Annotated in this window: 19 protein-coding genes; 6 read left to right on the forward strand and 13 right to left on the reverse strand. The window is 37.1% G+C overall.

The features are described from left to right. Window positions 1-436: 436 nt before the first annotated feature. Window positions 437-2,620 carry a TonB-dependent receptor domain-containing protein gene (locus ACQ7EO_RS07985; protein WP_434279349.1) on the forward strand — a complete coding sequence of 728 codons (2,184 nt, stop codon included), beginning with the start codon at window positions 437-439 and terminating at the stop codon, window positions 2,618-2,620. A 105-nt stretch (window positions 2,621-2,725) separates the two neighbouring features. Here the strand turns inward: ACQ7EO_RS07985 and ruvB are convergent, their stop codons facing one another. From ruvB to ACQ7EO_RS08005, 4 genes are read right to left on the reverse strand one after another with little or no spacing between them, the layout of a single operon-like run. Continuing rightward, window positions 2,726-3,727: a Holliday junction branch migration DNA helicase RuvB gene (ruvB, locus tag ACQ7EO_RS07990; RefSeq protein WP_004724408.1), complete on the reverse strand. Its 1,002-nt coding sequence runs from the start codon at window positions 3,725-3,727 to the stop codon at window positions 2,726-2,728. 17 nt (window positions 3,728-3,744) lie between these two features. Further along, the gene (gene ruvA, locus ACQ7EO_RS07995; protein WP_434279350.1) at window positions 3,745-4,347 is read right to left on the reverse strand and encodes a Holliday junction branch migration protein RuvA; all 603 of its coding nucleotides are present in this window, start codon (window positions 4,345-4,347) and stop codon (window positions 3,745-3,747) included. 9 nt (window positions 4,348-4,356) lie between these two features. Then, window positions 4,357-5,019, reverse strand: a complete 663-nt coding sequence (locus ACQ7EO_RS08000) for a hypothetical protein (protein WP_434279351.1) — start codon at window positions 5,017-5,019, stop codon at window positions 4,357-4,359. Continuing rightward, window positions 5,019-6,359 (reverse strand): deoxyguanosinetriphosphate triphosphohydrolase, encoded by a 1,341-nt coding sequence (locus ACQ7EO_RS08005; RefSeq protein WP_004724400.1) that lies wholly within the window; start codon window positions 6,357-6,359, stop codon window positions 5,019-5,021. Before ACQ7EO_RS08005 ends, ACQ7EO_RS08000 begins: the two co-directional genes overlap by 1 nt. 492 nt (window positions 6,360-6,851) lie before the next feature. Here ACQ7EO_RS08005 and ACQ7EO_RS08010 point away from each other — a divergent pair, with 492 nt between their 5' ends. The 3 genes from ACQ7EO_RS08010 to ACQ7EO_RS08020 all read left to right on the forward strand — a co-directional run bounded on the left by ACQ7EO_RS08010 (window position 6,852) and on the right by ACQ7EO_RS08020 (window position 12,047). After that, window positions 6,852-7,592: a hypothetical protein gene (locus ACQ7EO_RS08010; protein ID WP_434279352.1), complete on the forward strand. Its 741-nt coding sequence runs from the start codon at window positions 6,852-6,854 to the stop codon at window positions 7,590-7,592. Between the two features lie 185 nt (window positions 7,593-7,777). Continuing rightward, window positions 7,778-11,611 (forward strand): phosphoribosylformylglycinamidine synthase, encoded by a 3,834-nt coding sequence (gene purL, locus ACQ7EO_RS08015; RefSeq protein WP_434279353.1) that lies wholly within the window; start codon window positions 7,778-7,780, stop codon window positions 11,609-11,611. A 310-nt stretch (window positions 11,612-11,921) separates the two neighbouring features. After that, window positions 11,922-12,047, forward strand: coding sequence for a KGW motif small protein (locus tag ACQ7EO_RS08020; protein WP_004822645.1), 126 nt, complete (start codon window positions 11,922-11,924; stop codon window positions 12,045-12,047). A 166-nt stretch (window positions 12,048-12,213) separates the two neighbouring features. On the opposite strand, the gene ACQ7EO_RS08025 is transcribed toward ACQ7EO_RS08020, so the two are convergent. Continuing rightward, complete coding sequence (locus ACQ7EO_RS08025) at window positions 12,214-13,458, reverse strand: transposase (RefSeq protein ID WP_262086299.1); 1,245 nt, start codon at window positions 13,456-13,458, stop codon at window positions 12,214-12,216. Between the two features lie 304 nt (window positions 13,459-13,762). On the opposite strand from ACQ7EO_RS08025, the gene ACQ7EO_RS08030 reads away from it, so the two are divergent. Both ACQ7EO_RS08030 and ACQ7EO_RS08035 read left to right on the forward strand, forming a co-directional pair. After that, window positions 13,763-14,293 (forward strand): hypothetical protein, encoded by a 531-nt coding sequence (locus ACQ7EO_RS08030; RefSeq protein ID WP_270386222.1) that lies wholly within the window; start codon window positions 13,763-13,765, stop codon window positions 14,291-14,293. Window positions 14,294-14,297: 4 nt separating this feature from the next. Then, on the forward strand, window positions 14,298-14,705 hold the full coding sequence (locus ACQ7EO_RS08035; RefSeq protein WP_434279354.1) for a hypothetical protein: 408 nt from the start codon (window positions 14,298-14,300) through the stop codon (window positions 14,703-14,705). A gap of 20 nt (window positions 14,706-14,725) precedes the next feature. On the opposite strand, the gene ACQ7EO_RS08040 is transcribed toward ACQ7EO_RS08035, so the two are convergent. The 8 genes from ACQ7EO_RS08040 to ACQ7EO_RS08075 all read right to left on the reverse strand — a co-directional run bounded on the left by ACQ7EO_RS08040 (window position 14,726) and on the right by ACQ7EO_RS08075 (window position 23,955). Further along, window positions 14,726-16,369, reverse strand: coding sequence for an ArnT family glycosyltransferase (locus ACQ7EO_RS08040; protein WP_434279355.1), 1,644 nt, complete (start codon window positions 16,367-16,369; stop codon window positions 14,726-14,728). A gap of 5 nt (window positions 16,370-16,374) precedes the next feature. After that, window positions 16,375-16,770 carry a GtrA family protein gene (locus tag ACQ7EO_RS08045; RefSeq protein ID WP_434279356.1) on the reverse strand — a complete coding sequence of 132 codons (396 nt, stop codon included), beginning with the start codon at window positions 16,768-16,770 and terminating at the stop codon, window positions 16,375-16,377. Window positions 16,771-16,774: 4 nt separating this feature from the next. Continuing rightward, window positions 16,775-17,752 carry a glycosyltransferase family 2 protein gene (locus ACQ7EO_RS08050; protein ID WP_034613749.1) on the reverse strand — a complete coding sequence of 326 codons (978 nt, stop codon included), beginning with the start codon at window positions 17,750-17,752 and terminating at the stop codon, window positions 16,775-16,777. A gap of 11 nt (window positions 17,753-17,763) precedes the next feature. Then, window positions 17,764-18,573 (reverse strand): ChbG/HpnK family deacetylase, encoded by an 810-nt coding sequence (locus tag ACQ7EO_RS08055; protein WP_434279357.1) that lies wholly within the window; start codon window positions 18,571-18,573, stop codon window positions 17,764-17,766. 320 nt (window positions 18,574-18,893) lie between these two features. After that, window positions 18,894-20,183 carry a glutamate/aspartate:proton symporter GltP gene (gltP, locus tag ACQ7EO_RS08060; RefSeq protein ID WP_004822623.1) on the reverse strand — a complete coding sequence of 430 codons (1,290 nt, stop codon included), beginning with the start codon at window positions 20,181-20,183 and terminating at the stop codon, window positions 18,894-18,896. A gap of 277 nt (window positions 20,184-20,460) precedes the next feature. Next, a complete protein-coding gene (locus ACQ7EO_RS08065) occupies window positions 20,461-21,570 on the reverse strand; it encodes an ABC transporter permease (protein ID WP_419315008.1) in 1,110 nt (369 codons plus the stop codon). Continuing rightward, window positions 21,563-22,696 (reverse strand): ABC transporter permease, encoded by a 1,134-nt coding sequence (locus ACQ7EO_RS08070; RefSeq protein WP_434279358.1) that lies wholly within the window; start codon window positions 22,694-22,696, stop codon window positions 21,563-21,565. The genes ACQ7EO_RS08065 and ACQ7EO_RS08070 overlap by 8 nt, the downstream gene beginning before the upstream one ends. 2 nt (window positions 22,697-22,698) lie before the next feature. After that, a complete protein-coding gene (locus ACQ7EO_RS08075; protein ID WP_434279359.1) occupies window positions 22,699-23,955 on the reverse strand; it encodes an HlyD family secretion protein in 1,257 nt (418 codons plus the stop codon). Between the last annotated feature and the right edge of the window lie 5 nt (window positions 23,956-23,960).

Consider the following 23,960-nt stretch of genomic DNA (forward strand, 5'->3'; position numbering starts at 1 on the left):
GCTCGACAAAACCCATTCATTCCAAAATTATTTTTTTGTAATTGTTTAAATAACCAGCATGGTTATATGATGCTTTGGTGTTTTTTTTAACTTTAAACTACTTATGAGCAGCCAATTGAGTGTAGGAGTTTATATTCGGAACTGAGTGAAAAGGATGTATCAAAGAGAATTTTATAAAATAATAAAATCAAATATTAACAATAACTTATTTGTTTTAAATAACAAATTTTTAATGGGATCAATGTAATTAAATCAGCCTATTAAAACCAACAAAAGTTTTTTATTAAGTTTTAATTAAATTAATGTGTAATAACTCTTTACTATGCTTGTTATTTTTTGTATGCTTTTTATTGCAAATGATAATTCTTATCATTCATATTTAGATGTTTTATTTGTTTTCAACTGTTTATGTCGTCCATCTACTGGAATTCTATTTATGAGTAAGTTTAACCTTCGTCCTATTTCAATCGCACTTTTAGGAATTACAACAACTTCAGCCTTTGCAAATAGCAAGACAGAATCTGCTACACAACAACTTTCAACAATTGTTGTTTCTGCAGCGGGTTATGAGCAAAAACTAAAAGATGCGCCGGCAAGTATTACTGTGATCACCGCACAAGATCTAAAAGATAAACGTATAAACTCAATTGCAGATGCTTTAGTTGATGTTGAGGGGGTTGATGTTAGCCCTGGTGGTGGAAAAACTGGCGGTTTAAATATACGTATCCGAGGGATGGATTCTGAGTATTCCCTTGTATTGATTGATGGTCGTCGTCAAAACAGTACTGGGGATATCACACCAAATGCTTTTGGTGAGTCAAATAATAGTTTTATTCCTCCAGTTTCAGCAATTGAAAGAATTGAGATTATTCGAGGACCTGCTTCTACATTGTATGGTTCTGATGCTATTGGTGGTGTGGTCAATATTATTACAAAAAAAGTTTCAAATGAATGGACAGGCTCCATCACACTAGAAGGGACGTTACTGCCAAACAGTTCAGATTTTGGTAATCAACGTGCTGCTGATGGATTTATTACTGGTCCAATCATCAAGGATTTGTTGGGAGTGCAACTTCGTGCTCGAAAAGCACAACGGAGTCAATCCAATGTGGGTTATCTCGATGTAAATGATAATTCAGTAGAGCTAAACATGGGGAATAACCCAACCAAATCAGATTTAGAAACCATTGGTGCTCGTTTAACATTTACCCCAACAAAGCAACATGACCTCTCGGTAGAATATGAAAAAACTGAACAATGGTACGATAATAGTAAGAGTCAACTTGGTACGCTTGGTGCAAATGGTGGTTATGATAAAACAAAAGAATTTAATAGAGATCGGCTAGCACTTGTACACACATGGCGCAATAAAATAGGGACCTTGGAATCAAGTATTAGTAATATTCAAACCGAAACTATTGGTCGACTTATTCCGTCGCGTGCTCAAGCAGGTTCAAGTGTAATCACACCACGTCTTTTAGAAAGTGAGGATACGATTTTTGATACTAAATTGACCACTCAATATTTTAAAGGACACAATATTACTCTTGGTGGACAATGGTGGGATGCAAGTATTAAAGATGGATTAAGGGTCAATAAGGAGGTGTCGTTTCAGCAATTGGGTCTTTTTGCTGAAGATACATGGGCACTTACCCCTGATCTAGCTTTAACGACGGGTTTACGTTTTGACAATCATGATACATTTGGTAGTTTTTGGACACCTAGAGCATATTTAGTTTGGAATGCAAATGACAATTGGACCTTTAAAGGTGGTTATAGTGAGGGCTATAAAGCACCTCGCTTAGAGCGCCTGACCAATGGGATTTATAATATTGGTGGACAAGGACGAACCCCTCTTTTTGGAAGTCCAAATTTAAAACCTGAAACAAGTAATAACTTTGAACTGGGTACTTATTTTAATAACGGTTCTAATTTTGATGCCAACATCACAGCATTTTTCAGTCAGATTAAAGATAAAATAGTCAATGGACCAGTGGAAAGAACCTGTGATGCCAATCTTACTAAAGCTGACTGTGAAAAAGAAATGGCAAACCTTGGTACACCATGGCAAATGCGACCTGAAGATACTGGCAAACGCGCTTGGGATCTTACTCGTCCGATCAATGCTCGAGAAGCAGAAATCTATGGTGTTGAAACAGGCTTAAATTGGGAGTTTGTACCGACTTGGAAATTTGGCCTAAACTATACATGGACAGTGGCAGAAATTAAGGACAAAAAGAATGGTAATCCGCCATTAAACGATACACCTAAACATATGGTCAACGCATCATTAAAATGGCAAGCGGATGATAAAATTCAATTATGGGCGCGAGGTGAATACCGGAGTGAACGTGCGCGTTTTACACCAGATTATTATAATAGCCTACCTCAAGTTAACCAAGAAGTTTATGATGCATTAGGTGATTATAAAGCATACGGTTTGATGCATATGGGATCAAATTTTAATGTAAATAATCAGTGGGATATTGCTGTGGGTTTATATAATGTCTTTGATAAAAACTTTGTTGATTATCAAAAAGTAGGTGCAGACTATTATAATCGGTATAAAAATACTCAAGAAGGGCGCCGTGTTCAATTGAGCACAACGTTTAAATTTTAATAAAACCCATCCTCGATTAGCATTAGAAAAGCCCTATTTGTATAGGGCTTTTCTATATAAAACTATAAAATAAACAAGGGAATATTGAATATTTCTTTGTATTGATTATTTTGGTTCAGGTGGTGTCATCCCAAACTGTAAATAGGCTTGGTTGGTTGCAATACGACCACGAGCGGTACGCATAGCATAACCCTGCTGAATCAAATAGGGTTCAATCACATCTTCTAATGTGCCTGAATCTTCAGCCATTGCTGCAGCCAAAGCTTCAACACCAGCAGGGCCGCCATCAAAACGTTCTAATAACATCGATAAATAACGACGGTCTAACGTATCTAAACCATCTTTATCAACATTTAACATATCCAATGCACGTTGTGCCATGTGTTGAGTGACTTCACCCGTACCTTTAACTTGTGCATAGTCACGGACACGACGTAACAAACGGTTAGCAATACGCGGAGTACCACGTGCACGACGAGCAATTTCTTTTGCACCATCTGCTGTTGTGGGAACATTCATTAATGAGGCTGAACGCGCCACAATATGAGTTAAATCTTCAACTGAATAAAATTCTAAACGTTGCACAATTCCAAAGCGATCACGCAAAGGTGAGGTGAGTAGACCTGCACGTGTTGTCGCAGCAACCAAGGTAAATGGTGGTAAGTCTAATTTTATCGAACGTGCGCCAGGGCCTTCACCAATCATGATGTCGAGTTGGTAATCTTCCATTGCAGGATAAAGAATTTCTTCAATTACTGGAGAGAGGCGATGAATTTCATCAATAAATAGCACATCACCTTCTTCCAGATTGGTCAGCATTGCAGCCAAATCACCTGCACGTTCCAATACTGGACCAGAGGTAGATTTAAGATTTCCCCCCATTTCACGGGCGATAATATTGGCCAATGTGGTTTTACCTAAACCGGGTGGGCCAAAGATCAATGTATGATCAAGTGCTTCACCACGACCACGAGCAGCGCCAATGAAGATTTCCATTTGCTCTCGTACAACAGGTTGGCCTATATAATCATCCAAAGAGGTTGGACGAATGGCACGATCAAAATGATCTTCGGGTTTTTCAGCCCCACTGATTAAACGGTCTTGCATGAGTGTCTTAATCTGTCTTATTTATTCATGGATTTAAGTGCAGCACGGATAATGTCGCTTGCTTCAGTATAGTCTGCTTTCACGGCATTAATCAGTTTTTGTGCTTCCAAAGGTTTATAACCTAAAGATTGCAATGCCGCTTCAGCTTCTGCAACAGCAGAATTGCCCGTAAATTGTATTTGAGTTGAAGTCGAATTACTCGGTGTGGTCCCTGTAGCAAAGGCTTTAAAGCGATCACGAAGTTCAATCATTAGACGTTCGGCTGTTTTCGCACCAACGCCAGGCACTTTAACTAAAGTTTTCACATCACCATTCTCAACAGTATGTACCAACATTTCGACACTGAGTGTAGATAGAATACCTAAAGCCATTTTAGGACCGACACCATTCACTTTTAGCAGGGTGCGAAAGATGATTTTTTCTTGAGCGTTAGAGAAGCCATATAGCAATTGAGCATCTTCACGGACGGCTAAATGTGTCCATAAGGTAACTTTTTGACCTTTTTGTAATTGGCAAAATGTTGAGAGTGGCGTGTCAATTTCATAACCCACGCCATTTACATTTAAAAGTACGGTAGGTGCTTCTAAAGCTAAGACTTCACCAATAAGACATCCGATCATTGAGTTTGTTCACTTATTTGTTAATGGTTGAATAGTAGATGCCATTTGCTCTAAACGCAAAATTGCTTTAAGAATTTCTTTGCGATTTCGGGCAGATTTTATCCAAGCAGGTAAACGATTAAAATAGGTTTTATTGGTATTTAAATAAGTTCTTTGTCTAAGGTTTGCAGAAATATAATCTTTTAAACAGTTAATATGTTCTTGATTATAGGCGAAAACAAGTCCATTTCTTGTTGATACACATAGTGTTAGGCAATAACCAAAATAAGGATCTGTATTGAAGCCGCGATTAAATTGTTTGCGTATATCAAATTGGTTAGGATAAATCCGTTTGGAAATTGGGCAAAAGTTGCAATTCAATTCAATAAATTGAGGAACAAAACTCTTTTTTGCATAGTATTGATGAAACTGAAATTTTCCACGTTTACAACGACAAGTTTCTTCAATATCTAAATAAACCCCAGAGAAATAGCCTAAGTTATTTTCCTGTTTGGCTTTTTGGTCAAATGATTTACAACAATTTTGGCAATTAAAAAAGGGTTGCTCGAAATCAACATCATCAATTTTTTTCGTATAGACGGTGGCATTTTTTAAACAAAATGGACATTCTACTAAAATAGGTTGCCGAGAAAATCTATTCAATGTGATTCCATCATCTACAAACCGTTTCATCAAAAGAATCCTACTTTATTACCTTGAAGTTCTTGCGCTAAGTTATAGGCTTGATGGTCTGAAAATTTACTCACAATATCTAAGACTTGCATAATATTGTCATAGTGATGATCACTAAAGCGTGCACCAAACCGTTCTAATATAGACAGTAAACGACCATCTTTAAAACTCAATGTTTTATTCGGTGTCGTAAGGGGAATAAAGGCATCTAAAATATGCTGTAAACTCTGATGGGCAATAATTTCCAAACCTGATTTTTGCGGGTGTTCAAAGATTTTTTCACGGGCAAGGTTTTTTGCTCGATCTATCCCGATCTCAATATCCTCAGCGCAGTATTGCAGTAATGAACCTTTTAGTTGTCCTGACAAAATTTGATAATGTTGTTTTGCGAAAGCAGTAGTTACTTCATCGACCAGACGTTTCATTACACGACCACGCAAAGCGGCAATTTTTTGTTGCCAAGTCATATACGGCATACTGAGTTCAGCGGGAACACCATAATCTCCTAGCAAATCAAGAAAAATAGGTTCAACTTCTTCATAGCTGAGCATATTGAGAATAATGCCGTCTTCTAAATCAATTAAGGCATAACAAATGTCATCAGCAGCTTCGAGTAAATACGTCAGCGGATGACGACACCAATGATACTCACCCAATTGAATTAAACCGAGTTGATCTGCAATCTGTTTAAGAATTTCTTTTTCAGCTTGATAACAGCCAAATTTAGCACGTTTGCTTGCAGGAGTATTTCCTTGAGATTCGATGGTCTTAGAAAGCCAAGGATACTTTAAGTAAGCTCCTAACGTTGCGTAAGTAAGACGCATACCTCCATCATGAGGATGATAGTCAATTTTAGTAAGTAGTCTTAAACCTTGGGCATTACCTTCGAACTGTCGTACATCTGCTTGTTGTTCAGGGCTCAGGTCTTGTAAAAAATTTGTATGTGCAGCGTCATCAAACCATTCTCGAATCGCATATTCACCAGCATGTCCAAAGGGTGGATTACCAATATCATGTGCCAAACATGCAGCTTGAATAATTGCTCCTACATCCGCTGGGGAGATCCAAACGGGGAGTTCATTTTTGATTTTTTCAGCAGCGAGCATTCCCAAAGAACGACCAATACACGACACTTCTAAAGAGTGCGTAAGCCGTGTATGAATACCATCATGTTGGGTTAGTGGATGGACTTGAGTTTTACGATTGAGTTGTCTAAAACTTTGCGAAAATATAATGCGGTCATAATCTTTATGAAATGGACTTCGTGCCTGTTCTGTACTTTGCTTTTTACTACCTAAACGAACTGTTGAAAGGAGTTCTAACCAACGCATTTGAGTCATTTATCATTATTCATTCTTTCGTTAATCGTATGATGCCAAATTTATTGAAAATGTACTAGGGGCGGGCGACATAAGTTGTCTTGGTAGGTTTATATTTGAGAAATATTTTCCCAGTATTTTTCACCCTTATATTTAAAATAACTTATAATAACGTCATAAAAGTTGGCTTCAACACTAAACCAATCATCTCTTGCTGTAATTGGATTCACGACAACAACAGAGCCATAATCAGGTTTTTCAGAATCAAGGCGAATTAAAAGCTGTTCACCATGACCTAAAAATTATCCAATAATACAATCGCCTGTTAATTTTTGATCTTTTCTATCCACTAAACATTGAGCAGTAAATTTTTGAATGATCAGTAAACCAATTTATAATCTAGATAGTCCAAACACTAGGAAAATTTCCATGATTAAAGTTAATATGTTTAGACTTATAAACAGTTAATATGAATAAGCATTATCCTTGTATCATTAAAAAATAGAGTAAAGCATGAATAAAAAATTCTTCTTATTAACTATGATTATTCTATTCGCAGGGTGTAGCCCCACTGATAAAAATCTATCCAATCAAAACAAAGAAATCGAAACTCAGAAAAAGATTGAAGCGAGCAAAGCTGAAATTGAAGAAAGTATTCCTGCCAAGCCTGAACCAGTAGATCAAGCTTTCGCGACCTTTGCTTTTCAAGAAACGCCAGATGGTCATCTGACAAATAATTGTGTTTGGACAGATGATCCAAATGCGCAAAATAAACAGTATTGGAGGATCTTACCGAGCAGTATGTTGAATGGAAAAGCTAAATTTACAATAGATGATCTTACGCCTAGCAAGGTGAAGGTTGGGCAACCAATTAAAAACTGCAACGAAGCTTATAAAAATGATGCGGCAAACTATGCATATGCGATCAATAAAAGTGGCGATTTGGTTAATGCGGTGGCCCTCAAGCTTGATCGAATGACTCAAAATGCAGATCATACCTATACAATTGATCTGAATAAGAACTCGCATCCTGAAAAAATCTATGTGTGCTATAACATGGAAAGTTTAGATGTATTTTTCATTGACTCTGCATCTCAAAACCCATATTTAGAACATATCAATGTCCGATTATCCTATGATATTGATGGCGAAATCGATCCTGAGATTTCTTGTGGAAAAGTCTTTTATCAAAAAAGCGGAATCATTGCGAAAGAAGATCCTAAAACGGGTGAGTTTCATTATACAGCTCAATAATTCAATTGTTACGAATCATGTTTAAAGACGAAAGTCAAAGTAAATCGGATATTTAAAACCAAGATTTCAGCGTTTTTTAAGTGGGATATGACTAGCTGAAATCTTGCTTTCACAGTAGAATATGCGCTCTCTTCAAGTCACATTGAGGTAGGTTGCCAAAACCTGCCCGTGGAGCCAAAAACAGCATGTTTATCGTTGCCGGTGCACCTGCACACTCTTCTTTTAAGCAAACACAACTATTAACACGCCTTGCGTCGATCAGTTCTGTTCAATCAATAGAAAGCCAATGGGTTTACCTTTTCGACCAAACGCTCAACGAGCAACAACAGCAATCTGCTTTACAGCTTTTAAACGATGGCGCATCGTTTGAAGTTCGTCGGGCTGCAAGTGACGAAGTCCAGATTTTAGTCACGCCACGTGTCGGTACAATTTCACCGTGGTCATCTAAGGCAACCGATATTTTTGCCAACTGTAATACACCTGTACACCGCTTAGAACGCGGTGTTTTGTTTACTTTAAAGGGGATTTCTGAAATCTCTAATGAAGTAAAACAAATTTTACATGACCGTATGACAGAAAGCGTTTTCAATAAAATTGATGACGCAACAGCTTTATTCTCTGAAACTGAGCCTAAGCCTTTAAACTCAATTGATATTTTGGGGCAAGGTAAAGATGCACTGGTTAAAGCAAACTCTGAGTTTGGCTTTGCCTTGTCAGATGAAGAAATTGACTATTTAACCGCAGCATTTAATAAGATGGGGCGTAACCCACACGACATCGAGTTGATGATGTTTGCTCAAGCAAACTCAGAACATTGTCGTCATAAAATCTTTGGTTCAGAGTGGACAATTGATGGTGAAAAACAACCATTATCATTGTTCCAAATGATTAAAAACACTTATAAAGAATCACCTACAGATGTTTTGTCAGCATATAAAGATAATGCTTCTGTAATTGTTGGTTTTGACACACAGCGTTTCTATCCGAAAAAAGATGAAGCTACGGGTCACCATATTTATAAATACAAGAGCCAAGCTGCTCACATTCTCATGAAAGTGGAAACCCACAACCATCCAACAGCAATTGCTCCATTTGCAGGTGCTGCGACAGGTTCAGGTGGTGAAATTCGTGATGAAGGTGCAACAGGCCGTGGTGGTAAACCAAAAGCGGGTTTAACGGGCTTTACGGTTTCTAACCTTAATATTCCCGGTTTTGAACAGCCTTGGGAAGAAAACTACGGTAAACCATCTCGTATGGCATCACCACTTCAGATCATGATTGATGGTCCTTTAGGTGGTGCAGCATTTAACAACGAGTTTGGTCGCCCTGCGTTAAATGGTTACTTCCGTACTTTTGAGCAAAATGTTAATGGCGAAGTAAAAGGTTTCCATAAACCGATTATGATTGCGGGTGGTTACGGGAATATCCGTCCTGACCATGTTGAAAAAGATGCAATTCAGCCAGGCGATTTACTGATTGTACTGGGTGGCCCTGCGATGCTCATTGGTTTGGGCGGTGGTGCAGCTTCTTCTGTAGATAGTGGTAAATTGGGTGAAAACCTAGATTTTGCTTCTGTACAACGTGAAAACCCAGAAATGGAGCGTCGTTGTCAGGAAGTGATTGATGCATGTTGGAGAATGGAAGACTTTAACCCGATCGTATCTGTACACGATGTAGGTGCGGGTGGTGTTTCCAATGCAATGCCTGAACTTGTGAATGATCACGAATTGGGTGCAACTCTTGATCTTCGTAAAATCCCATCACTTGAACCAGGCATGTCGCCAATGGAAATCTGGTCAAATGAAGCGCAAGAACGTTATGTGCTTGCTATCAAACCAGAATCATTAGAGTTATTTGAATCGATTTGTGCACGTGAACGTTGCCCATTTGCGGTATTGGGTGAAGCGACTGAAGCACGTCAATTGACTGTAAACGATCCATTGTTTGAAAACAAAGCAGTGGATATGCCAATGCAAGTCATGCTTGGTGGCACGCCACGTATGAGCCGTTCATATGAAACGATTCAACGTAAAGGTGATGAGTTTGATGCATCTAAAGTCGATTTAAAAGATGCGATCTTCCGTGTATTGAAAAACCCGACAGTGGCTTCAAAATCATTCCTAATCACCATTGGTGACCGTTCAATCACAGGTATGGTATCGCGTGATCAGATGGTGGGCCGTTGGCAAGTTCCAGTTGCGGATGCTGCGGTAACCACAACAAGCTTACAAGGCTATACTGGTGAAGCAATGGCAATGGGTGAACGTCCTCCTGTTGCATTGCTAAATCCTGCTGCTTCGGCACGTTTGGCTGTGGCTGAGTCCATCACCAATATCATGTGTGCCAATATTGAACAGATTAGCGATATTAAACTGTCTGCTAACTGGATGGCGGCCGCAGGTCAAAAAGGTGAAGATCAAGCATTATTCGAAGGCGTAAAAGCTATCGGTATGGAAATGTGTCCTGCATTGGGTATCGCAATTCCAGTGGGTAAAGACTCATTGTCAATGCGTACAACTTGGAATGACGAAGGCGAAGATAAATCTGTGACTTCACCAATGTCTGGTGTCATCACTGCATTTGCACCTGTGTTGGATGTTCGGAAAACATTGACACCTGAATTGAAAAATGAAGATTCAGTTCTGGTACGTATTGATTTATCTAAAGGTCAGTTCCGTTTAGGCGGTTCGATCCTTGCACAAGTGTATAAAGCAATTGGTTCTGTTACACCTGATGTTGATAACTTTGATGAGTTCAAAGCATTCTTTGCATTGGTTCAAGATTGGAATAATCGCGGTTTGATCAAGGCATATCATGACATCGGTGATGGTGGCTTATTGGCAACTGTTGCTGAAATGATGTTTGCTTCACGTTTAGGTGTAGCACTTGAAGATCAATCTACTGAAAGCTTATTTGCTGAAGAAATCGGTGCAGTATTGCAAATTTCTAAAGCAGACTGGGCAAGTTTGACAGATGAAGTTGCAACTTCTAGTTTAAGAGAAGCAATTCGTGTTGTTGGTACTGTCAATGATTCTGATAAATTGTCAGTGAACGGTTTGCTACTTGATCGTACTGAATTGCAACAAGCTTGGACTGAAGTGTCTCATCAAATTCAACGTTTACGTGATAACGTAGAAACCGCTGATTCAGAATTTGCATTAATTGGTGATAAAAACCATAAAGGTATAATTGCATTACCAACATTTGATTTAAATGAGCCTGTTGAAGCACCTTATATCAATGAACGTCGTCCAAACATGATGATTTTACGTGAACAAGGCGTAAATGGTCATGTTGAAATGGCTGCGGCATTCGATAAAGTTGGTTTTAATACGGTTGATGTTCACATGAGTGATTTACTTTCAGGTCGTGTAGATTTAGATGACTTTGAAGGTTTGGTTGCTTGTGGTGGTTTCTCTTATGGCGATGTTTTAGGTGCTGGTGGTGGTTGGGCTAAGTCTGTACTGTTTAATCCTAAACTTCGTGATCAATTTGAGAAATTCTTTAACCGTGACAATACTTTCTCTGTAGGTATTTGTAATGGTTGTCAAATGTTGGCTCAGCTTGCGCCACTCATTCCGGGTGCAGACAACTGGCCACGTTTCCGCCGTAATACTTCAGAAGTATTTGAAGCACGTGTTGTGAATGTGAAAGTTGAGAAATCTCCATCGATTCTTCTAGAAGGTATGGAAGGCTCTATTTTACCAATCGCTGTTGCACATGGTGAAGGTCGTGCAGAAACTTCTGCTGAAAACTTTGCTGCGCTAAATGCGGGTAATCAAGTAATTTTACGTTATGTAGACAGCATGGGTAATGCAACTCAACAATACCCATTGAACCCGAATGGCTCTCCTGAAGCGATTTCTGGGGTGACTTCAAAAGATGGCCGTGCAACGATTATGATGCCGCATCCTGAACGTAATTTCCGTGCAATTCAGCACTCTTGGAAGCCTGAAGAGTGGACTGAAGATGGTGCATGGTTACGTATGTTCCGTAATGCGCGTAAGTTTATTGGTTAATTAGATCTAGACCAATGAATTGTAAAAGCCCCGTAAGGGGCTTTTTTGTTTTTAAACTGATCAATATTTTCATTATCTCCACTCAAGGGTGAGATTTATGCTGCCACGTGATAGCGGCACTATGTATGATTAAATAATGAAACATCAAAATGAGTTGATTTATATCAAGTTAATTATATAGATAAGTATAAAATAATTTTAGTTACAGTTTTAACGTTGGTTTATTTTTTGCATGTTATACATTGTCTATTAAAAGACCGATGTTTTGCCCCAAAGATGTTCCATGATGTAGCAAGAATGAGGTGATAAAATGATAAGAACAGTCAATTATTCAACAGCAGATAAGGTCATCCTTCGTCAAAAAGGCTGGAAATGGTTTAGTGTTATTTTAGCTGTACAAATGCTGATTATTCTCAGTGCGTATTTAATTGCATAGCTAAAGAAACGAGTACGTTTTCTGATTGATAATTTTTAGATGATAATGACAAAAGCCACTTTATTGTGGTTTTTGTGCATTAAAGATCATTCATGAATCAAAAAATGATCATGTGGAGTGAATCATATTGGTATTGAAAGTCCCTTCTCCCACTGGGCATTGGTATCTACACATCTTTTTGTAGAGACTCTAATGCAATTTCAGCAATCAGCTTAAGGTCATCAACCGAATGTTCAGATAATAATTGTAGTGTATTCAGTAATATTGACAGACCAGCCAAAATTGCAGGAGCACTTTCCCTTGTTCCTCTTTTTTGTTGTCTTCCTGATAGACGTGTTAGAAAGACTCTAACTCTTGAATTTTTCTCATCATTTTCTCGCTGTATTCGCCAAGTTAACACACATGCCATACTTGCAATTAAGAGTCGTCTTAATATCGCTTGCGGAGTTGTTTGTAGCCATGACTCAATGTCATGGCCCGCCTGTTTTAACAACTTAAAATAGTTTTCTATTTTCCAACGCCAGTAATACCAAGTTGCCAATTCTATACTTGGAATTTCTGATGATACATTACTTAATAAGCTCCAACGAGAAAGTGATTTTCCTTGCTTATTTTTAACTTCAACTACAATCAGTCGAACGGTTAATGACTTTCCCTTTTGTGGTGGAACTCTTTTTCCCGTTTCGTCTTTCTGCATTGGTCTTGCATTACGTGTAATACTGATTTGAGTTTCACCAACATAGAGTTGTTCGCAATTCCCTTTATATTGAATTGTATGGGTTTGTGTAGTTGGTATTTGGTCTGACACTTCCCTTAACTTAACATCTTCTCCTTGATATTCAACACGATTTCCTTCTTTACCTCGAATAAGAAATAAATGTTCTTGTTGATTCAATAATCTAAGATGAGCAATTGAATCTCCTTCACGATCAATAATATGTACGAGTTTCTTTTCTATTGGTAAAGACTCAATATGTTCGATTTGTTCACATAGTGCATTTAAGTGGGTTTCTTTTATTTTATGCCCATCAGTAAATGTTGAATAACGTCCAGTAGCATCACATAAAGTTTGATCTAATGGTGCAATGGGTAAACCCGTTTCAGCATCAATTAATAAACTGCTTTGTAATTCATAGCCTTTGTCACTTGCATGTGTTCTTTTGAATCTATTTAACTTGTTGTTATGTTTGAAATATTGTAGTTGAGACCAATCATGAGCAACTAAGGCATAGTGGTGATTCGATAGAGCGATTTGTTCAAGCGCAAGTTTCTGAAGAGGCTGATTGAGTTGTTGAAATGAAACGTTTTCGTTATTTAAGAAACGCCAAACTGCTTGGGTTGTAGCAAAGCTAGTCTTTTGGGTAGAGGCAATATCTTTAAGCGCTGGGGCTAATGAAGCAAGTGGATTCATATTAAGTTTTACAAGACTTCCGTAGCGTTTAACTAATCGGTTATCTAAGTGTGGAATGTTAAATTGGAGAGCATGCTCTCCAATTTAACTTAAATAGATTTAATTGTGTAGATACCTATGCCCGCAGGGAGAAGGTTAGGATGAGGGTGCTTTTATGTTGATTTATGGTTTTAAAAAGGGCTTATGAAAGAAGTCTATTATGAATTTTTACATTTTTTTGTTCATAAAAATAAATGACCTAATCGTGACTTTAGAGTCCTTATAAAACATATTGCTTTCACAAACGACTGCTGGAAAATAATCTATGAAACAGTTTCAGAATATAAATAAAATAAGTTTACTTATAGTCGGTTTGATTTCTACACAATTGGTAAATGCTCAGAATATTCAGATAGATACACTTATCGATACTAAAGCGATCAATTGTTATGCACTTTTTCAACATCCTGAAAGTAAAATAGCTGTACTTTTACAAGATTTTAGCCGTGATGGGCAGAAAAATGTAAAGCTGAATAAATCTAAACAGACGATGATTATTGGTAATAATACATATTATGGTGTGCAAGGTTATCGCTATTATAAAACTGCACATACTGAACAGGATGATTTAGCAGTAGATCGTCATGTTTTTGGATCACAACTGATCAAAATTGCCTTACAAAAACATAAATCGGGTAAAACTCAATCCAATGGTTATTATTTTGTATTTAAGGGTACACCGACAACGGTGCTCTATCATTTACGTAAGGTTGTGGGTGATGATTGGAATATTGAGAACGCTTTAGATGAAACACCACAAGGAAACTCAAAATTGAGCTGTGGCTATACAAGGTAAATGAATGAATAGATATACATTTCTAATACCAATACTGATTTCTTTAACTAGCTGTTATCCGATATATAAAACACAGAAGCCTCAAGTGACTGTGACTGTTGTAAATGAGCAGGGAGTAGCAATTCCTGATGTAAAAGTCGTGTTAGTAACGGCAGTACATCCTGCAAAAATAGATGATCAATATGATGAAAAGTTCACAAATAAATTGGGGATAGTGAATTTTAAAAAACGGGCCGAATGGAAAGTTGAAAGCTTAATGATTCATGGGGGGCAAGTTTACGATTGGAATGTATGCCTTGCAAAAGATGGTTATTTAACCCAAGAGTTTATTAAGATAGCTTCAGATTCAAAAATTAAAATAATATTGCTCAAAGGAAACAATCCATCAAGAGAGTTTCCTTATTTTTGTTAATTAATTAGAGAAAATCACAATTAATTTATAATAAAAATATCAAAATTACGGCTGTGTTGAACATGATATTGATTTTGCAACGGATCTAATTTTAAATCTCCAGCTTTTGCAAAGACGACCAATTTTTGCTTAGATTTTATTGCTTGGTTAAATTGTGAAAACTCCCAAAGATACTGCGCTTTGTTGGCTTCAAAAAGTAAGCCATCTTTAAGTTCAAGGGAGGAACTATCAGTATTTACTTTTGACCAATCTTTTACAACATAAACAGGATTTTTGAGATTCAATAAGAAAGGAACATCATAGAAATAATTATTATAAAAAACGATAGGTTGATTCTTTGGAATATCTTGAACAAAACTAACCTGATTTGAGTTAGATTTAACATCAAAGAATTGCACGCTACTACTTGCCATACTACATAGCACCATCATACAAGCAACAATAAAGGTGAAAAAATCAATTTTATGTTTTTTAAACAAGACGATTAAGATACCGCAGAGAATCATCACAATTCCTGCAACTGCGAAAATTTGATTTTTCTCAGCGGAGTAAAAGCCAATATCTCGATGCATGGTAAATGTGGCAACGACTAAGCTACTCGCCAATACAAATAGTAATGTTGGAAGTGCATAAACTTGGAACTTGCTCAATTTATTTTCTTCAATGATTCGATTTGTCATAAATGCGAAAATCATTGTAAATGGGGCAATTGAGGGTAAAATATAACCTGCAAGTTTCGATGGTGGGATCGAGAAGAACAACAAAACGGACAACGCCCACCAGACGAGTAAACTAAAAATAGGTTGGGTTGTTTGTGCGCGAATGGCGTTGCTCGAAAATTTGAAGCCATTAGCGAGTATGATTGGTAAAAAATTCACAAACAGTAAGGCTGCATAAAAATACCAACCTTGTTTATTATTAAATTCGCCAGAGTTAAATCGACTAAATTGTTGCTCAATAAAAAAATAATGTAAAAAGTTTGGATAATGTTGTTGAACGATAAATACCCAAGGCAAAGCAATTAGCGCAAATAACAAGAGACCAAATGGGTTTAAAACTGCTGGGATTTTTTTCCATTGTCCTATGTAAATCATCCAAGGAAGAATAACCATTCCTGGAATCAGTACACCAATTAATCCTTTACTTAAAAATGCACATGCACATGCAAAATAACCGAGGAATAAAATATTTCTTTTACCACTGAGGATGAAATCTGCAAAGCAAAATACTGTTAAGCTAATCCAAGATGCAACTAATATGTCATGATTAATGTATTCAGCGCAGCCATAAAATAATAATCCAGTTGCTAAAATAGCAGTCGAAATTTGGGCAATTCTTTCATTCACATGTTTCTTAGTAAAAACAAATAAACTGACCAACATGATAATGCCAGCAAATGCAGGAACTAGACGAGCAACCCAAACATGTGAACCAAATATTTCCATTAAACTTGCTGTTAACCAGTGTAGTAAGGGGGGTTTATGCATAAATGGAATACCATTTAATCGTGGTATTAACCAATCATCACTTTCATACATCCAGCGGCTAATATCCCCATAACGTCCTTCATCTGGTACAGACATTGGGCGAATAAAAACTGAGATGAGTAACCAAAGTGATAAGCAAATCAGCAAAGTTTTAGATGAACGAAAAATAGGTTTCATGGCGCTTATCCTGAAAATTTAAAAGCAAAAAACTTGCTTAAAAAAAATGTAAAAATTGCTGTAATTACAATAGTTAAAATGATAAGAGTTGATAAATTTTCAGCATGGAAAAAATGCTGGGTCGTGAGTAGGAATGCTTCGTTAAAGATAAAACCTAGACAAGCAACAAGTAAAAATTTGGGTAATACATGTATATGTCGAGTTTTTTGTGCATTGAAGGTAATTATGCGATGTCCAAAGTAGCTCACCCAAAATGCAATGCTGAACGCCATTAAATTCTCTAACGCAAGTGTTATTGATGTGAGGTGTATAAGCAGCATTAACACCAAATAATGTGTTAATGCTGCAGCGCCACCAACGATACAAAATTTTGAAAACGCATAAATATTTGAATTAACCATATTTTTAAAAGATTTTATTTTTATTTGAAGGTGTGTAATGAAGGTACTTCGTATTGGAGTATTTATTGGAAACAATATAACGAGGTCGATCTTTTGTTTCCGTATAAATTCGGCTGATATATTCCCCCAATATTCCAATAAACAATAATTGAATACCGCCCAATAAGCTGATTTCAACAATTAATGTTGCCCAACCTGGGACTTTTATACCTTCGGCTAAAGTCTCAAAAATAATATAGAAGCCATAGGAAACCGAACAAAGTGCCAACAAAGCTCCAAATGCGATACACGCTCTTAAAGGAAGATTAGAAAATCCTGTAAGTCCTGAAAGGGCAAGGTTAAATAAAGCCTTGAAGTTAAAGCTTGATTGACCATTTTTTCTTTCTAACTCAGAGAAGTGAATACCAATTGATTTAAAGCCGACCCACGCATATAGACCTTTCATATAACGGTTTTTCTCGGGAAGTGTTTTAATCGCTTCTACGACTTTTTCATCTAATAAGCGAAAATCGCCTGCATTTTCAGGAATAACGACTTCTGAACTTAAATTGAGAATTCTATAATAAACATATGTAAATAAACGTTTTAGTCCAGATTCAGTATTTCTATTACGAATTCCATAAACCATGTCATAACCATTTTTCCAAAGATTGATCATGGTGGGAATAGCATCAAGAGGATGCTGGAAATCAGCATCGATCATTAAGGTTAGATTCCCCGTTGTATGATCTAGCCCTGCACTTAAGGCGGCTTCTTTACCAAAATTTCGTGACAGTTCTAAAATTTTAAGCGGATAGCGATCCAACATACTTTCAAGCACGGTCATGGTATTGTCTTTGCTACCATCATCAATCACGATGATTTCAAAGGAAACTTTTTGCTGTTCCAAGGTTGCTGCAAGAGCTGGAATAAATGTTTTTAAATTTTCTGCCTCATTATATGCAGGCACAACACATGAAATAAATGGTTCTAATCTATTCATAGCATTTCTACTCATAGCATTTGGCCTATTGGTTGGAGTTCAATATTGAAAGTTTTACAATCTCGAAAAAATTGTTCAGAGTTGAAATATTGGTACTCATCAATACGAGCATCTTGGATTTCGTCAAATTCTTTTGGTTGAGCAGCAGCAGGGTGGCACATGATCAATAACCCATTTTGAGCGGATTTTAGCCATTCATAATTCAGTGCAGCATAATTTTCATTCTTGAAATCATAAATTCCAGCAAAATAAGTATTCGTTTTGAAATGATTTTTTTGACTAAGTTTTAGTGTCTTTTTAGCACCAAGATATTCTAATGATTTGCTTTTGAACTGATATTTTTGAATAGAAATGGTGTGATCTAGATTGCGAATCCACCCGTTAAAGTTTTTTTCTTTTAATACATCGATTAAAACTTCACGAATGACAGGAAATTGGTGGATATGTTGGTGTCCATCTACAAAATTTGGCTGTGTACCAAGTGCTTCAACAAAAAGTTCCCATTGCTGAATTATACTTGTTCTTATTTTTTCTTTATTTAAAGTTCTTGACCATGCTCTTAACATGAGTTCATTAAGTGGATAATAAAGGAAGTTGCTAGGGTCAAAATAATGGGTAAAGTTAAGATGTAAACCAATTTCAATTGGATGATTTATCTCCGCTTTAAGCGCAAGTAATTTATTTGCGTGTTTATGCCAAATTGGTGATTGCGTCATACATGATGTTGCTTGCAAGGCATTTTTTTTAAGAAGTACACATACGGCATGACTGATTTCATCATTCAATGCAAAATCATCAGCACAATAACAAATCATTTTCATGTGTAGCACTTCCAATTGTTTATAGTGATTGAAAATTAAACAAAATTGTATTCCACATGTTCTTAGAACATATTGGACTGCTACTATTAAAAAAATGACTTAAAATAACCTGAATCGGAACTTAAAACGTTTTAAGCAAGAGAAGCCTAATCAATTGTTATAATCTATGTTTATGAAATTTATAAAAATATTAAAATAATTATTTATCTGCAGTTTAAGCAAGTATATGCATTTATTTTGTAAGTAAATTTACCGCTTAAATTTTGATAACTATAGCGTATAAAAAAACCACCCGAAGGTGGTTTCTCTGATCTTAAAAATTAATGTGTGGCATCAAAATTATAAGATTTTTGTTTTTCAGTATCGAATTTGCCTTCCCATTTACTAATTACGAGTACAGCAAGTGCATTACCAATCACATTTAATACAGTACGAGCCATATCTAAAATACGGTCAATACCCGCAATAAATGCTAAGCCTTCTAGTGGGATACCCACGCTGCCTAAAGTTGCCAATAGAACCACGAAAGACACACCAGGAACGCCTGCGATACCCTTAGAGGTAATCATCAGGGTCAAGACCAAAACAAGCTGTTGAGTGATGGTTAAATCAATACCGTAAAGTTGTGCAATAAAGATAGCAGCAATACTTTGATAGAGTGTTGAACCATCTAAGTTAAATGAATAACCGATAGGAACAACAAAACTGGTAATTGATTTTGGCGCACCATAAGCTTCCATTTTTTCCATCATACGTGGTAAAACGGTTTCAGAGCTTGCAGTGGAGTAGGCAAGAATAAGTTCATCTTTTAAGATTTTGATAATTGTCCAGATACTGAAACCACAGAATCTAGCCACAAAACCAAGCACAATAAAGATAAAGAACAGGATTGCCCCATAAACTAAAACAGCAAGTTTAATTAACGGTAATAATGAACTAAAACCAAAGTTTGCTACAGTCGCAGCAATCAAGCCGAATACACCAAATGGTGCAAACATCATGATCATGTGAGTTACTTTGAACATTGTTTCAGAAACAGCTTTTAACACGTCAATTAACGGTTGCTTGGTTTCTTTAGACAATGAACCTAGACCAATACCGAAAATGACTGCAAAGAAAATAATCGGCAACATGTGCCCATCACCCATTGCAGCAAAAATATTCGGTGGGATAAGTGAAAGAACTGTATTCACTAAGCCATGAGCTTCATGGCTGACTTCCTGTGTCGTTTCTTTATATTGCGAAATATCAGAGGTTGTCAGTGTAGACATATCAATGCCTGCACCAGGTTGGAATACATTGGCAGCAACTAAGCCTACAATAATTGCAACTGTCGTAATAATCTCAAAATAAACAATGGTTTTTAACCCAAGTTTACCGACACTTTTACTGTCACCCGCATTGGCAATTCCTAAAATCAGCATGGAAAGCACAAGTGGAATTACAATCATTTTGATCAGATTAATGAAAATCTTACCCAATGGTTGTAAAAAGTTTGCAATGATGTCACCGCGAATTTCAGGTGCGTTGTGCAAAAAAGCACCAACAAGAATACCTAAGAAGAGCGCAATAACAATTTGCCAAGCGAGGCTAATTCTCATTTTCTTCATACTGAGCCCTTAAAATTCAGATTTTGGCGAAAAGGAAAACTCTATCAAAAAAACAGAAAAGAAATCCCGCTAAAGCATGTGGGTGCCTTAGGGTGGGAGATTCTGAGTATTCAGAGTATTTCGAAAATGGCCTATTCTGACGCTATTTGCGTCAGCAATACTAACTTTTTTATCAAAAACGCGTTCAAATGATTAAAAATAGTTCAGTTTGATTAAAAGATTCGATTTTATTGTTAATTTTAATTCATTATATAAATTAAATTTCACACAACTATTCTTATTTTTTATATGTTTGCGTTAGGCGTATATATGCCCATATCATCAAAATTCCTGTTAAGCATACGAGATAAATTAACTTAGGAATAATCACCTGAATCGGCACACCCATTTGATTTAACTGAATAAATAAATTAATCCCTTGAGTGGACGGGAAGAGGTGAGCAAAATACTGCATCCAAGTTGGCATTGCTTGCAGGGGCCAAGCTGCACCTGAAAGTAAAAACAATGGAATTGAGGTGAAAACGATCAGATGTCCAGCACGTTCTGAAATATCTAGATAGCTGGCTAAAAGCATTGCCATTGCAATCACGCAACTAATAAAAATCGGAACGGAAAACAGCATGCCCCAGAAATTGCCGCCTCTCGGATAATCATTGATCCAGTAAGTGAAACCAAATAGATAATAGCAGCCGAGGCAACCAATCGTGAGTGCTGCTAGATAGATTCCAAAAAATTCAGCGGTTGTGGCTCGCCATCGTCGTTCTCGATACCCCGCAATCAACATGCACAGACCTAGAACAATAGTCTGGTGAATGATCAGCGGTGCAATTGCAGGAAAGATATAACTGCCATATCCTGAAAGTGTGTTAAACAACGGGATTTGATGGATCGGAAGCGCGACTTGGAAATGTGAAATTTTGCCAAACCTTTCGGCTTGCTCTGCAACCGCATTTTCAATTGCAGTGGCTAAGCCTAAACCAATTTGTTTGGTTTTAAGAAAATAAGCACTACTCAAATATAAACCAATACCACCAGCCTCACCTCGAACCACACTATTGGATAGGTTCTCAGGTAATAACAAAATACCATCGGCTTTTTGCTCTTGAACCATCCGTTTTGCTTGTTCAAAATTTCCAGTAATTTCAGTGATTTTTACATTGGGACTTTTGCTAACTTCAGTAATGATGGTATTGCTCAGATAGCTTTGTTCTTCATCTACAATAATAATCGGCAAACTTTCAGCCGTTTGCGCTTTATAGGCTGTAGGATAAAAAATGCTATAAAAAAATACTGAAAGCACCATGGTGGTCAAAATAGACGAGTTTTTCCCAATATTTTTAAAAGTGTCTATATAGTATCGAGCGAGCTCTTTAAAGAATTTAATCATGTCTTACTCCTTTTAAATTTTTATTGAGGAGTAAACTTGATAATGCAAAATAGAAAATACAATATGCGGCAAGAATAGCTAGAGGAATCATCGAAATAAAACTAGGACTGCCAACAACCCATTGCTCAGTTTGTAATTTCGCATAAGATGTATAGGGAATAATATTGGCCCAAAATTTGGTAAAAATTGGTGCATTATTTAAGGGAAGCGTTACGCCTGCAAAACTCAGCGAGGAGCCACCATAGACTGCAATAAATCCAAAAGTTTTAGATAAATTTTTAGTTGCGAGAACGACGGTACTACTGATCAGTGCATAGGCTGAATAAAGTAAGAACTGTCCAAGTAAAATTATCCATAGACTGCCAGCAATGAACCAACCTCGGATCACCACCAGCCAAAATAGCCATACCCAAGTCCAAAAACAGAAAATTAACACATAGACCATATTTTTTGCCAAAAGTGCATTCAATACAGATTTGTCTTGGACCCATTGATTTAAGGTGCCGTATTTCAATTCTTGCCCCACTGCAAAAGCCACACAACAACACAGCAATAAGTGCAAAATTGCTGGAATCATAAAGGGTTCTAAGTAGAACTCATAACTGAGATTGGGGTTGAACAGGGGAGAAATTTTTATATTTGCGGTGGAAAGTTCAGCATAAGGTATTTTATTTTCAAAATATGAATTCTTTGCAAAATCAGCAATCGCTTCAACCGTAGAGAGAAGCATCGCTGAAGAGATCCCATTGCCAATACTAAAATAGGACTGATTAAAAGCAATACTGATCTGTGCATCTTGTGCTTGAACCATACGTTGTTCAGCACCTGCTGGAATATGCACATATCCCCAAATCTTGGTCTGATTGAGCAGATGTTCAACTTCATTGGGATTGTCTGATACTGTGTAGATTGAAAGCGTATGATTATGACTAAGATACTTTTCTATATTGCGACTCAGTTCACTTTGATCTTGATCAATAATCGCAATCGGTAAATGTTCAGCTTTTCCTGCATAAAACATACTACTGAATAAAATAATCACAAAGAGCGGGGCAAGTGTGACTAAGCATAAATCCCATTTATGCTTGAGCAAATATTGAAGCTCTCTTAACATGCCCGCCCACATGTTTATTGGCTCTCTTTTAATTTAAAGATCACACTCATGCCTACTTTTAATTCAGGCACGGCTTCAGCGGGTATAAGCTTGACTTTAAAACTACGAATATCATATCCACCTGTCTGACGTGTGGTTTTAATAGTTGCAAACTCACCTTCAGCATCTATATTTTTGATGTTAAATGACACTGTTCTATTGAGTGCGGGTATAAAACCATCTAAGCTTTTTGCTTGATAAACTTGGGTGTATTGATCTTCACGGACATTTAAACTGACCCAATTTTCTTCATCTTGAATAATACTTACAACAGGGACACCAATAGCCACCAGTTCTGAGGGTTTACCATAAGTTTTAGATACAGTGCCGTTTACAGGAGAATATAGTTTGGTTTCCGCCTCTAAAGCATTGGCTTCCGCAACAGCGGCTTTTGCAATTTCGACTTGTGCATCAGCCCCAGATTTTTGTTCAGCGGTACTGCCACGTTTTGCACGTGCATATTGCTGATAAGCGGCTTCACTCATTTGAGTGGCTGATTGCGCAGCGGCATGCATTTCATCACGGCGTTGACGCGAAATTACTCCTTGTGCAAAGAGGTTAGCACCACGTTGATAGGTCGTTTTTGCAAGATTTTCTTGAGCTTTTACACTTTGCCAATTGGCATATAAGGTATCAATATTTTCTTGTTGAGAACCTCTGTCTGCCGTCGATTGTAAGGCTAAGGCGGATTGTAAACTCGCCAGCGCTTGTTGTTTTTTGGCAGCAATTTCTGGACTACTTAGGGTAACTAACAATTGTCCTTTTTCAATTTTTTGACCATCGCTGACAAAGATGCCTTCTATCCGACTTGGAACTTTAGTGCTGACATGTAATGTTTCAGCTTCAACACGTCCTTGAACATCGACTGTTTTAGGTTGATAACTTTTCCATAGACCAAACGCAATCAATCCCAATAATAGAATTAAAATTATTGCGCCAATGACCAGAATTGTTTTCTTTTTAGAAGGTTTTTGATCAGCGTTGATGTTTGTCGCAGCACTTTGTTCCTGTGCTGAGTCTCTGATTGGTGTTTCTTTTTCAGCTTCAATTTGATCGGCTGTAGGTTGTTGTGCTACAGCTGTATCAGATAAAGCTGTTGGATCTGAATTGTTTTGTGTATTCATTTCTGGATGAACTAAATTTTCATTTGATGAAATATCTGAGTTTGCATCAGCTTGCGAAGTTGAAGATGAATCATTTTGTCCATTGTGATGGTCATGCTGTTTTGTCATTTTAT

It is taken from the genome of Acinetobacter sp. CE-15 (genome assembly GCF_051059255.1).
In the GTDB taxonomy this organism is placed as follows: Bacteria; Pseudomonadota; Gammaproteobacteria; order Pseudomonadales; family Moraxellaceae; genus Acinetobacter; species Acinetobacter guillouiae.

Excerpts from the sequence above, each read along its gene's own strand:
- ACQ7EO_RS07985 (WP_434279349.1), top strand. The coding sequence starts at position 437 with ATGAGTAAGTTTAACCTTCGTCCTATTTCAATCGCACTTTTAGGAATT.
- ACQ7EO_RS08070 (WP_434279358.1), bottom strand. The coding sequence starts at position 22,696 with ATGTGGGCGGGCATGTTAAGAGAGCTTCAATATTTGCTCAAGCATAAA.
- ruvB (WP_004724408.1), bottom strand. The coding sequence starts at position 3,727 with ATGCAAGACCGTTTAATCAGTGGGGCTGAAAAACCCGAAGATCATTTT.
- ACQ7EO_RS08030 (WP_270386222.1), top strand. The coding sequence starts at position 13,763 with ATGAAACAGTTTCAGAATATAAATAAAATAAGTTTACTTATAGTCGGT.
- ACQ7EO_RS08045 (WP_434279356.1), bottom strand. The coding sequence starts at position 16,770 with ATGGTTAATTCAAATATTTATGCGTTTTCAAAATTTTGTATCGTTGGT.
- ACQ7EO_RS08040 (WP_434279355.1), bottom strand. The coding sequence starts at position 16,369 with ATGAAACCTATTTTTCGTTCATCTAAAACTTTGCTGATTTGCTTATCA.
- ACQ7EO_RS08010 (WP_434279352.1), top strand. The coding sequence starts at position 6,852 with ATGAATAAAAAATTCTTCTTATTAACTATGATTATTCTATTCGCAGGG.
- gltP (WP_004822623.1), bottom strand. The coding sequence starts at position 20,183 with ATGAAGAAAATGAGAATTAGCCTCGCTTGGCAAATTGTTATTGCGCTC.
- ruvA (WP_434279350.1), bottom strand. The coding sequence starts at position 4,347 with ATGATCGGATGTCTTATTGGTGAAGTCTTAGCTTTAGAAGCACCTACC.
- ACQ7EO_RS08000 (WP_434279351.1), bottom strand. The coding sequence starts at position 5,019 with ATGAAACGGTTTGTAGATGATGGAATCACATTGAATAGATTTTCTCGG.
- ACQ7EO_RS08020 (WP_004822645.1), top strand. The coding sequence starts at position 11,922 with ATGATAAGAACAGTCAATTATTCAACAGCAGATAAGGTCATCCTTCGT.
- ACQ7EO_RS08065 (WP_419315008.1), bottom strand. The coding sequence starts at position 21,570 with ATGATTAAATTCTTTAAAGAGCTCGCTCGATACTATATAGACACTTTT.
- ACQ7EO_RS08050 (WP_034613749.1), bottom strand. The coding sequence starts at position 17,752 with ATGAATAGATTAGAACCATTTATTTCATGTGTTGTGCCTGCATATAAT.
- ACQ7EO_RS08055 (WP_434279357.1), bottom strand. The coding sequence starts at position 18,573 with ATGAAAATGATTTGTTATTGTGCTGATGATTTTGCATTGAATGATGAA.
- ACQ7EO_RS08035 (WP_434279354.1), top strand. The coding sequence starts at position 14,298 with ATGAATAGATATACATTTCTAATACCAATACTGATTTCTTTAACTAGC.
- ACQ7EO_RS08025 (WP_262086299.1), bottom strand. The coding sequence starts at position 13,458 with ATGAATCCACTTGCTTCATTAGCCCCAGCGCTTAAAGATATTGCCTCT.
- ACQ7EO_RS08005 (WP_004724400.1), bottom strand. The coding sequence starts at position 6,359 with ATGACTCAAATGCGTTGGTTAGAACTCCTTTCAACAGTTCGTTTAGGT.
- purL (WP_434279353.1), top strand. The coding sequence starts at position 7,778 with ATGTTTATCGTTGCCGGTGCACCTGCACACTCTTCTTTTAAGCAAACA.
- ACQ7EO_RS08075 (WP_434279359.1), bottom strand. The coding sequence starts at position 23,955 with ATGACAAAACAGCATGACCATCACAATGGACAAAATGATTCATCTTCA.